10 protein-coding genes are annotated in these 9,591 nt (G+C 64.7%); 6 read left to right on the top strand and 4 right to left on the bottom strand.

Annotated elements, in window-relative coordinates:
• From BLX41_RS00530 to BLX41_RS00555, 6 genes are all read left to right on the top strand, one after another.
• Window positions 1-746: rhodanese-like domain-containing protein (locus BLX41_RS00530; RefSeq protein WP_259744284.1), on the top strand; the 746-nt coding region annotated here is incomplete at its 5' end.
• 262 nt (window positions 747-1,008) lie between these two features.
• Window positions 1,009-1,557 carry an RNA polymerase sigma factor gene (locus BLX41_RS00535; protein ID WP_123723325.1) on the top strand — a complete coding sequence of 183 codons (549 nt, stop codon included), beginning with the start codon at window positions 1,009-1,011 and terminating at the stop codon, window positions 1,555-1,557.
• The gene (locus BLX41_RS00540; protein WP_123723326.1) at window positions 1,554-2,516 is read left to right on the top strand and encodes a FecR family protein; all 963 of its coding nucleotides are present in this window, start codon (window positions 1,554-1,556) and stop codon (window positions 2,514-2,516) included. Before BLX41_RS00535 ends, BLX41_RS00540 begins: the two co-directional genes overlap by 4 nt.
• Window positions 2,517-2,635: 119 nt before the next feature.
• Window positions 2,636-5,197: a TonB-dependent receptor gene (locus tag BLX41_RS00545; protein WP_123723327.1), complete on the top strand. Its 2,562-nt coding sequence runs from the start codon at window positions 2,636-2,638 to the stop codon at window positions 5,195-5,197.
• A gap of 210 nt (window positions 5,198-5,407) precedes the next feature.
• The gene (locus BLX41_RS00550; protein ID WP_259744285.1) at window positions 5,408-5,698 is read left to right on the top strand and encodes a hypothetical protein; all 291 of its coding nucleotides are present in this window, start codon (window positions 5,408-5,410) and stop codon (window positions 5,696-5,698) included.
• Window positions 5,699-5,707: 9 nt separating this feature from the next.
• A complete protein-coding gene (locus tag BLX41_RS00555; RefSeq protein ID WP_123723329.1) occupies window positions 5,708-6,328 on the top strand; it encodes a hypothetical protein in 621 nt (206 codons plus the stop codon).
• Here BLX41_RS00555 and BLX41_RS00560 read toward each other — a convergent pair.
• From BLX41_RS00560 to BLX41_RS00575, 4 genes are all read right to left on the bottom strand, one after another.
• Window positions 6,325-7,533 (bottom strand): ABC transporter substrate-binding protein, encoded by a 1,209-nt coding sequence (locus BLX41_RS00560; RefSeq protein ID WP_123723330.1) that lies wholly within the window; start codon window positions 7,531-7,533, stop codon window positions 6,325-6,327. The two genes, BLX41_RS00555 and BLX41_RS00560, sit on opposite strands and share 4 nt — an antisense overlap.
• A complete protein-coding gene (locus tag BLX41_RS00565; protein ID WP_123723331.1) occupies window positions 7,533-8,540 on the bottom strand; it encodes a CobW family GTP-binding protein in 1,008 nt (335 codons plus the stop codon). Before BLX41_RS00565 ends, BLX41_RS00560 begins: the two co-directional genes overlap by 1 nt.
• 19 nt (window positions 8,541-8,559) lie before the next feature.
• On the bottom strand, window positions 8,560-8,859 hold the full coding sequence (locus BLX41_RS00570; RefSeq protein ID WP_123723332.1) for a hypothetical protein: 300 nt from the start codon (window positions 8,857-8,859) through the stop codon (window positions 8,560-8,562).
• A 13-nt stretch (window positions 8,860-8,872) separates the two neighbouring features.
• A partial coding sequence (locus tag BLX41_RS00575) for an SDR family NAD(P)-dependent oxidoreductase (RefSeq protein WP_123723333.1) occupies window positions 8,873-9,591 on the bottom strand: 719 nt, incomplete at its 5' end.

The following is a 9,591-nucleotide window of genomic DNA, read 5'->3' on the forward strand; positions in this document are numbered from 1 at the left end:
CCAGCTATCTGTTCGATGTGCGCACTCCGGAGGAATTCGCCGCCGGCCACCTGCCGGGAGCCCGCTCCACGCCCGGGGGGCAACTGGTGCAGGAAACCGATCACTTCGCCAGCGTTCGCGGTGCGCGCCTGGTGCTGGTGGACAACGACGGCGTGCGCGCCAACATGAGCGCGTCCTGGCTGGCCCAGATGGGCTGGCAGGTGGCGGTGCTCGACGGTCTGCGCGACAGCGACTTCAGCGTACGCGGTCCCTGGCAGGCGCCCTTGCCGGATGTGGCCCCGGCCGAGGAGATCAGCCCGCGTACCCTGGCCGGTTGGCTGCAGGAACCCGGCACCCTGGTCCTGGATTTCACCGCCAGCGCCAACTACGTGCAACGCCATATCCCCGGCGCCTGGTGGGCCCTGCCCAGCCAACTGGAGGAATCCCTGGCCCGGCTGCCCCAGCCCGAGCGGTTTGTCTTGACCTGCGGCAGCAGCCTCTTGGCGCGTTTTGTGGTGCCGCAATTGCAGGCCCTGACCCAGCGTCCGGTGTTTCTCCTGAGCGGTGGCACCGCGGCCTGGATCGAAGCCGGCCTGCCCCTGGAAGAAAGCCGCCAGCAACTGGCCGCGCCACGGATCGACCGCTACCGCCGCCCCTATGAAGGCACCGACAACCCGAGGGAAGCCATGCAGGGTTACCTGGACTGGGAGTTTGGCCTGGTGGCGCAATTGGCCCGGGATGGCACTCACGGATTCTTTGTGATCTGAGCCTTTATGAGGGGCTTTCGCTGGCAAGCCCGCTCCTACAGGCCTTGCTTCCCCTTGTAGGAGCCGGCTTGCCGGCGAAGAGCCCCCAAGCCTTGCATCACCCGCAAGGGCACCTTCGCTGGCAAGCCCGCTCCTGCGAGGAGGGGTATTTCGGACACGTAGGCGGTGGTGGCTGATCGTCAATCTGATCAAGTGACAAATAGCAATAATTCTCGATATCATTCGCGACCTTGTGCTCACCGCGTCGTCAAGAAGGATATCCATGTCTCGCTCCAAGACCGACTCTGCGTCGGCGGACTCTGTTCGCGGGTTCTATGCGGACATCCTGCATTTCCTGCGTAAACGCACGGACAACGCCAGCGACGCGGCGGACATGACCCAGGACGTGTTCACCCAGTGGCTCGATTACCGTGACCGGGCCCAGGTCGAGCAGCCCCGGGCCTTCCTGTTCCAGATGGCGCGCAATCTGCTGCGCGATCATTGGCGGCGCCAGCAAGTGCGCTCCAAGGTGCACCACGAGGCCCACCCCGAGGCAAACTTCGACAGCGAACCCCTGGCCGACGAACAGCACGAACCGCTGCCCGCCGCCCAGCGCCTGCAACGCCTGGAACAATTGAAAGAAGTCCTCGCGCAACTCTCGCCGCGCCGCCGCGAAGCCCTTATGCTGCACCGCTTCGAAGGGCTGAGCCAGGCGCAGATCGCCGAACGCATGGGGATTTCCGTGAGCATGGTGGAGAAACACATCGCCTTTGCCCTGCTGCACTGCAAGCAGCACCTACAACGAGAAAATGGCAAGGAGCAGCCTGAATGACCCGCTTTCCCGGCACCCACGACGACCTCGACAGCGAGCAGATCGACGCCCAGGCCGCCGGCTGGTTCGCCCGTAACCGCAATGACCCGGACCGCGCCTCGCGCAAGGCCTTCGATAGCTGGATCAGTGAACCGGCCCATGCCCGGGCCTACGCCGAATTCGAGGCGCTGTGGGACGACCTGGCGCAGTTGCAGCAACTGAGCCGCCCGATACCGCTCCCCCGGCGCAAGACGCCGCTGTGGCGCCCGGCCCTGGCAGTGGCCGCCGCCTTGCTGTGCGCAGTGCTGGCGGTCAATCTGGGCACGCCCCAGGCCCCCTACCAGCAGCAGATCGCGGCTCAGGAACAGGGGGCTCGGGCCTTCAAGCTGCCGGACGGCAGTACCTTGTACGTCAACGCCAATACCCAGGTGACCGTCGATTTCAGCGCCCATCAGCGCAACATCTACCTGCAGGTGGGCCAGCTGTACCTGGAAGTCGCCGCCGACAAGGAACGTCCGCTTTGGGTGCACAGCGGCGAGGCCAAGGTGCGGGTGGTGGGCACCGCCTTCGACGTGCGTCGCGGCCAGCGCCAACTGGTGGTCAGCGTGGCCCACGGCCAGGTGGCCTTCAGCCCGGACGGCAAGCCCGGGGAGTTGACCCTGCTGGGCGCTCGGCAACAGGCCACCTATGACCTGCAAAAAGGCACCCTGCGCCAGCAGACCCTGGACCGCGACGAGGTGGCCGACTGGCGCAGCGGGCGCCTGGCCTTTCGCAACCGCGACCTGGCCAGTCTGGTGGACGAGCTGAACCTGTACCGCCACCAACCGGTACAACTGGCCGAGGGCCCGCTGAGCGCCTACAAGGTTTCCGGCAACCTCGACGTCAACGATCCGGATGCCCTGGTCAAGGCTCTACCGGCCCTGATCCCGGTAAAAACCCGGGAACAGGCCAACGGTCAGCTGAAAATCGAAGCCCGCTGAATTTCATATGAGAATATTTTGCATTCGCATATGAGGTTTTTTTTCACTGCCGCGTCTTCCTCCTGTCTGCGATCTGTCCGCAGCGCCTTTTTGGCCTTTAAGCCGCTCTGGGGGAAGTCATGTTTCGCGCGCTCTTGCCTGTTCAGTTAGTCCGTACCCGCCCGACCCTGCTCGCTGCCTGCCTGGCATTCAGCCTGCAGGCCCATGCCGGGCCGCTGCATTTCCAGTTGCCGGCGCAACCTCTGGCCGCCTCCCTGAGCCAGATCGCCCAGCAGGCGAAGATCCAGCTGCTGTTCGATGAACAACTGCTGCGCAATGCCAAGGCGCCGGCCCTGCAGGGTGACTACAGCCCGGAAGAGGCGATTCGCACCTTGCTGCAGGACGGCCGGTTCAACCTGATGAAGGTCGACAACACCTACATCGTGCGCCCTGCCGAGACCAGCCTCAGCAGCGGTTCGGCCCTGCAGTTGGGGGCCATGAGCGTGATCGGCAACGGCACCGAGGTGGACGCCGCCAGTGTTGGCCGCTCGACCCTGAACCAGGCGGAAATCGATCGCCATCAGGCCACCAACGTGGTCAGCCTGATTGACACCCTGCCCGGCGTGAGCCTGGGCGGCTCGCTGAAACCCGGCGGCCAGACCATCAACATCTGGGGCCTGGGGGACGCCGAAGACGTGCCGATGAGCGTCGATGGCGCCACCAAGAGTGGCTTCGAACGCTACCAGCAGGGCTCGGTGTTCATCGAGCCGGAACTGATCAAGCGCATCGAAGTGGAAAAAGGTCCGCACTCCCCCGAGACCGGCAACGGCGGTTTCGGCGGCACCGTGCACATGGAGACCAAGGACGCCCCGGACCTGTTGCAGGAGGACCGCAACACCGGCGCCATGGTCAAGTACGGCTACAGCAGCAACAGCCATGAGCAGGCCTACACCGGCGCGGTGTACGGCCGTACCGATGACCACCGCTTCGACGCCCTGGCCTACTGGACCAAGCGCGACGGCGACGACATGAAGATCGCCAGCGCCCAGCCCGACCCGAAAAATGCCTATCCGGTCAACCCCAAACGCCTGCCCAATACCGCCCAGGACATGGAGGGCGAGCTGTTCAAACTGAACATGCAACTGACCGACGAACAACGCCTGGGCTTCAGTTACATGCGCTCCAACAGCGACATCTGGGCGCCCTTCTCGGCCAAGAGCTACCCGACGCCGCCGAGCCAGAGCGACATCGACAAGTTCGGTTATGACGGCGCCACCCGTCGCTACCTGGCTCAGCGCAATACCATCGACACCACCTGGATCGCCAAGTACCAGTACACCCCCGTGGACAACCCGTGGATCGACTTCGAGGCCAAGTACTCCGATTCCACCACCGACCAGACCGACGAGCGCGGGCCGAAAGCCTACTTCCAGCCGACATCCGGGGGCCGCAAGATCACCGTGGGCTATGACGACAAGATCCTCGCCCTGAAAAACACCAGCCGCTTCAGCACCGGCCCGCTGGAACACGCACTGACCAATGGCATCCAGATCCGCAAGCACACCCGCGAAGTGGACATGTGGATGCCGGGCAAGACCTATGAAGTGCCCAAGTACAACTACGGCTACTATCAGCCGGGCTTCATGCCCCACGGCAAGGTCGACAACAATGCCTTCTACATCCAGGACGCCATCACCCTGGGGAATTTCACTCTGACCCCGTCCCTGCGCTACGACCATGTGCGCAACCGCGGGGAGAAGAACGACGCACCGTTCTACAACAGCCCCGACCCGGTGGCGGGCCACGATTACGGCGACAAGACCTACACCGGCTGGTCGCCTCGGCTGTCGGCATTCTGGACGGTAACCCCGCAATTCGCCCTGTTCGCCGACTACAGCAAGACCTGGCGTGCACCGGTGATCGACGAGCAGTACGAGGTCCAGTCGGCCGCCTCCACCCGTTCCGCCACCAGCCGCGACCTCGACCCGGAACGCATCACCGCCTTGCGCGCCGGCAACATCACCAGCTTCTCCGATGTGTTCAGCAAGACCGACCGCGTGCAGGTGCGTACCACGCTGTTCCACAACACCATCAAAGACGAAATCATGAAGAACCTCGGGATCGGCTGCCCCGAGCAACTCACCAGCGGCAAGAGCATCGGCCAGGTGTGCAACCAGCCGACCATCGGGGTCTATCGCAACATCGGCGACCTGACCATCAAGGGCTTCGAGGTGGAAAGCTTCTACGACTCGACCTACCTGTTCGGCTCCTTGTCCTACTCGTGGATCACCGGCAAGCATGAAGGTGCCTACACCAACCCTTGGGGGCCGAACGTCTGGGCCCGGGACATCCCGCCACGCAAGTGGGTGGCCAGCCTGGGGGTGAAGATTCCGCAGTGGGATGCGCAAGTGGGCTGGCAGGGCCAGTGGGTGCGCCAGACCGATCGCGTGCCCAGCGACATCTATGCCGGCGGCCCGGCCAGCGTCCTGGGCGACTCCGCCTGGGACCAGTACAAGAATGACCGCTACAACGTGCACGGCCTGTTCGCCAACTGGAAACCCCAGCAGGCCTACCTCAAGGGCACCGAAGTCAACTTCACCCTGGACAACATGTTCAACCGTGACTATCGCCCACCGCTGAGCGGCGAGAACGCGTCCAGCCTGGGGCGCAACGCCAAGATCAGCGTGACCCGCTTCTTCTGATGGCAGCTGGCTGCGGTGCATCGGACGCACCGCAACAAGCCAGCCGTTGGCCATCACGGATGTATTGCAAGCCTTTAGCCAAGCCCTGCCGCCCGCTCCTGCCGGGCTAAGATCGACTCCCCCCTGAAAACCGCTGAAATGCCTTTGGGCGCTTTCAGTCGACTTCCCATTGATTATGTACGACATCTGTCGTACAACCGAGAAGGCATCATGGACAGAGGCTTCAGGAAGGTCAGGCGGGACCTGATCAATGCACTACACAACGGCGACTATCTGCATGCCGCGCGCGGCTCGATCGAGGTCAAGAACCTACTGGCCACGGGCGAGGTCTCGGCCGGTCAACTGATCGAGGTCATCAGCGCCTGCAAGGGCCCGGACCACAGTTGCAGCGCACACCACAGTGTCCCGGGCATCGCGGTCCACGTGCTGAAAAAGGCCGGCTGGTACATCAAGTTCTACTTTATCGAGCCAGAAACGTGGTTCATCAGCGTTCACCGATGAGGGCAACCCATGAAACTCTTTCTGCAAGGCGACCGGGGCAAGGCGCTCTGCGAGCATTGCCAACAGATCGTCGACATTACCTACCTGCGGCGCGACGTTCCCTTCAGCGACGGCCACGGTCTGGCCCGGGGCATCCTGGTGGGGGTCTGCGAGCAGTGCGCCACCACCGTGGCCATTCCGCCCCAGTCGACGCCGGCGATCAAGGAAGCGCGCAGCCAGCAACTGAGCTCCATCGAGGCGCGGCTGCCGGCGGTCTACCTCGACGTGCTGGATGCCGCGATGCACTCGGTGGCCGAGGACGCCGGGGTACAGATGCGCAAACTATTCTTCTGCTACTACTTCAGCGCCCCCGCCAGGCCTGGCCTGGAGCAGGTGCATGAGGGTTTCGCCGCGTACCTGGCGGAACAGGCCAAGGCCCGCCAGTTGCCTGCCGTGCAGGCAATGAAGCGCCTGTCGATGAAGGTCAACCACTATGTGGCCGAGGATCTCGCGCGCCTGCTGCAAGCGACCCGGATGACCCAGACCGAACTGCTGAAATCGCTGATCGCGCAGATGCGCCTGGATGTGCTGGAGGGCGGCAACCCGGCGGTGATCGCCGACTTGCGCCAGCTGGCGCGCCTGGGGCTTTAGCCTTTACCCCGGCCTGCCACCCGGCCGGCCCGCAGGAAATCGCCCCAGCGCCGCACCAGGTAGTTGTGCTCGTCCATCACCGAGTTCCACACCGCGATATGCCCCATGCGCTGCTGGTAGGAGCCGCCATCGCGGGTTTCGCCGATGTCGATCAGCGGCTCGCCGTCACTGCCCGGCAACTCTTCCCGGGCCGGTTTGCCGGCGTACCAGTAATCCCACTCGGCGCTGCTCAGGTGGTCGCGGCTGCGCGCCGGGTTGCCGATGTAGTAGCCCTGGCGCGCCATCACCGCACCGGGCCAACCCGACAGCCACCAGTTGAGATAGGCATAGGCCGCGTCCAGCACCGCGCCCTTGGCATGACGCGACAATGACAGGCCACCGAACCAGGCTCGGTAACCTTCCTTCGGCACCGCCAGGCGGTATTTGACCCCGGCGCGGTGCAGGCGCATCAGGGTCGGCGACCACAGGCTCTGGATATCGATGCGTGGGCTGCACATCAGTTGCGCGGCCTCTTCATCGTCCGACCAGAATGCCGCGAAATGCCCTTCGCGTTGCTTGCGCACCAGAATCTCTGCCAGCCGGTCGATCTCCTCGATGCTCAGGTTACCGATATCCTTGAACGCTTCCAGGCCACAGCCCTGCACTGCCAGGGCTGCATCCAGGGCGCCAATCGCGGCATCGCTCTGCAAGGCGATGCGCCCGCTCCAGGCTGGGTCCAGCAACCAGCCCCAGCTTTCGTTGGCACTGGAAAAGCCCGCCGGCAGGCGCTCCGGGCGGTAGGCGAAACTGTCGGCGTTGTGGGTCAGCGGCAGCATGCTGATGCGCTCACTGACCGTGCTGCCCAGGCTGCCATCGTGCTGCACATACAGCCGCTCGCAGGGGACGCTGCCACTGCCCAGACGATCGTCCGGCGACAGCCGCCCGCGTTTGGGCAGGTCGTTGATCTCATGCCACAAGGCAATGCGCCGGGTATCGATGGGCTGGATCGCCTGGGCTGGCCAGACGAAATCGACATTGTGAAACCACTGGTCATAGAGGTCGTAGCTGTCGGGCTGCATCACCGCGATGCGCTGGGCCTGCTCCACATCGTGAACCTGATACACCAGGCGAATGCCCAGGTCCTGCTCGGCGCGCAGCCGCAGGGATTCGAGCAGGGTCACCGAGGTGCCCAGTACCCGCAGAGTGACCGCCTGCGTGGCCGCCATCAGGCACACTCCCCGACGACCGGGGCGAAACTGCGGGCGAACACCTCGAAGGAGCGACGCAGTTGTGCCGGCTCAAGCCCGCGCAGGATGAACACCAGCCGCGAGCGACGATCTTCACCGGGCCAACGGGACAGGTGCACGGGAGCATGCAGACAATGCTGCACGCCATGAATGACGATGGGGGCCTGACTGGCGTTCACGTTGAGCAATCCTTTCACCCGCAGAATGCGTTCGCCGTGGCATCTTAGCAGCATCGACAACCAGACTCCGAAGCCCACCCAGTCCAGCGGCTGCTCGAACTCCAGGCAACACACTTGCGCCGCGCCATGCTGCGACGCAGCGGCTTTGAGTGGCCGCTGCAACTGCCAGCGAGCCACTTCCCGCTCTGCCATAGCGCCGCGCAGCCCCTCCCCCAGCAACAGCTGATCGCCACTCTGGATCGCCTGGGTCAGCAACAGGGGCGCCCCGGGATTGAGCCGCTGCAAATGCTCGCGCAAGGCTGCCTGGGTCGCCTCGCCGACGCAGTCGCTCTTGCTCAGCAGCATGCGATCCGCAGCTGCCACCTGGGCCAGCCACTCCGGATGAATACGCTCCTGCAAGGCTGCATGAGTGGCATCCACCAGGGTCACCAGCAGGCCGATATGCACCCGCCCGCGCAACTGCGGATCGTTGTTCACCGTGGCCAGGATCGGCGCCGGATCGGCCAGCCCGGTGGTTTCCAGCAGTATCCGGCGAAAGGCCGGGATCTCGCCTCGACTGCGCCGGGCCAGCAGCCCCAGCAGCGCCTCTTTCAACTCGCCGCGAATCGAGCAGCAGACACAGCCACTGGGCAGCAGCACGGTGTCCGGCGCCACTTCCTCCACCAGCAAATGATCGATGCCGACATCACCGAACTCGTTGATCAGTAGTGCCGTGTCGCCCAGGCCTTCGCCCCGCAACAGGCGGTTGAGCAAGGTAGTCTTGCCGCTGCCGAGAAACCCGCTGATGACATTCAGGGCAATGCTCATGGTTGTTGCTCCAGCAGGTTCACGACTGTTGCTCCAGGTGCTTGAGGAGCACCGGATCCAAAGGGTCCAGCGGCCGGCCGAGCATGGACTCGGCCAGGCTCCACAGTTGCTCCAGGCCACTGGCCAGCTCCTGGCGGCCGGTGGCCCCCAGCAGCAAGTAGGCCGAGCCCTGGAAGTCTTCGACCTTGAGCCGCAACGGCGCCAGTACCCGGTTGATCGCGGCAATTCTGCGCAAGCGCTCGCGGCGCCGGGGCAGTTCATCCCCCAGCGGATCGCTCCAGTGCACATCCTCCCCCAACAGCCCGCAGAGCCCGCACATGTTCAGTCCTCCTTCAGGGCATGACGTCGCCGGAATTGGGACCCAGGGTCTGGCCGACGAACAGGTTGCCCCCCGGCTCGCTGGCCAGCAGCACCGCGGTGGGCGCCACTTCATCGGCGAGGCCGAAACGCCCCAGGGGCAGCTCGGCGGCCTTGGCGGTTTTCCAGGCACTGCTGATGCCGGACACCAAGGGCGTTTCGATCGGTCCCGGGGCGATGGCGTTGACCAACACGTTGTCCTTGGCCACTTCCAGGGCCAGGGACTTGGTGAAGCCGATGACCCCGGCCTTGGCCGCGGCGTAGTGGGTCAGCTCGGCGCCGCCCTTGATCCCCAGCTGCGAGGCGACGTTGATGATCCGCCCCCAACGCTGCGCCAGCATATGGGGCAAGGCCCGCTGGCTGGCGACGAAGACGCTGGTGAGATCGACCCGCAGCATGTCGTTCCACCTCTCGATGGAGAGATCGACGCAGCGCGCCTGGGTCAGCATGCCGGCGTTGTTCACCAGGATATCGATACCGCCGAAATGCTCGACACAGGCATCGACTCCGGCCTGGGCCCCTTCGACGCTGCCGACATCGGCCACGCATTCGACGACTTCAACGCCCAGTTCGCGGCAGGCTTGGGCGCTCTCGGCCAGGCGCGCGGGATCGCGGTCAGCCAGCAGCAGGCGTGCTCCCGCCACAGCGTAGGCCCGGGCGATAGCGGCACCGATACCGCTGCCGGCGCCGGTGA

It is taken from the genome of Pseudomonas protegens, assembly GCF_003732485.1.
In the GTDB taxonomy this organism is placed as follows: Bacteria; Pseudomonadota; Gammaproteobacteria; order Pseudomonadales; family Pseudomonadaceae; genus Aquipseudomonas; species Aquipseudomonas protegens_B.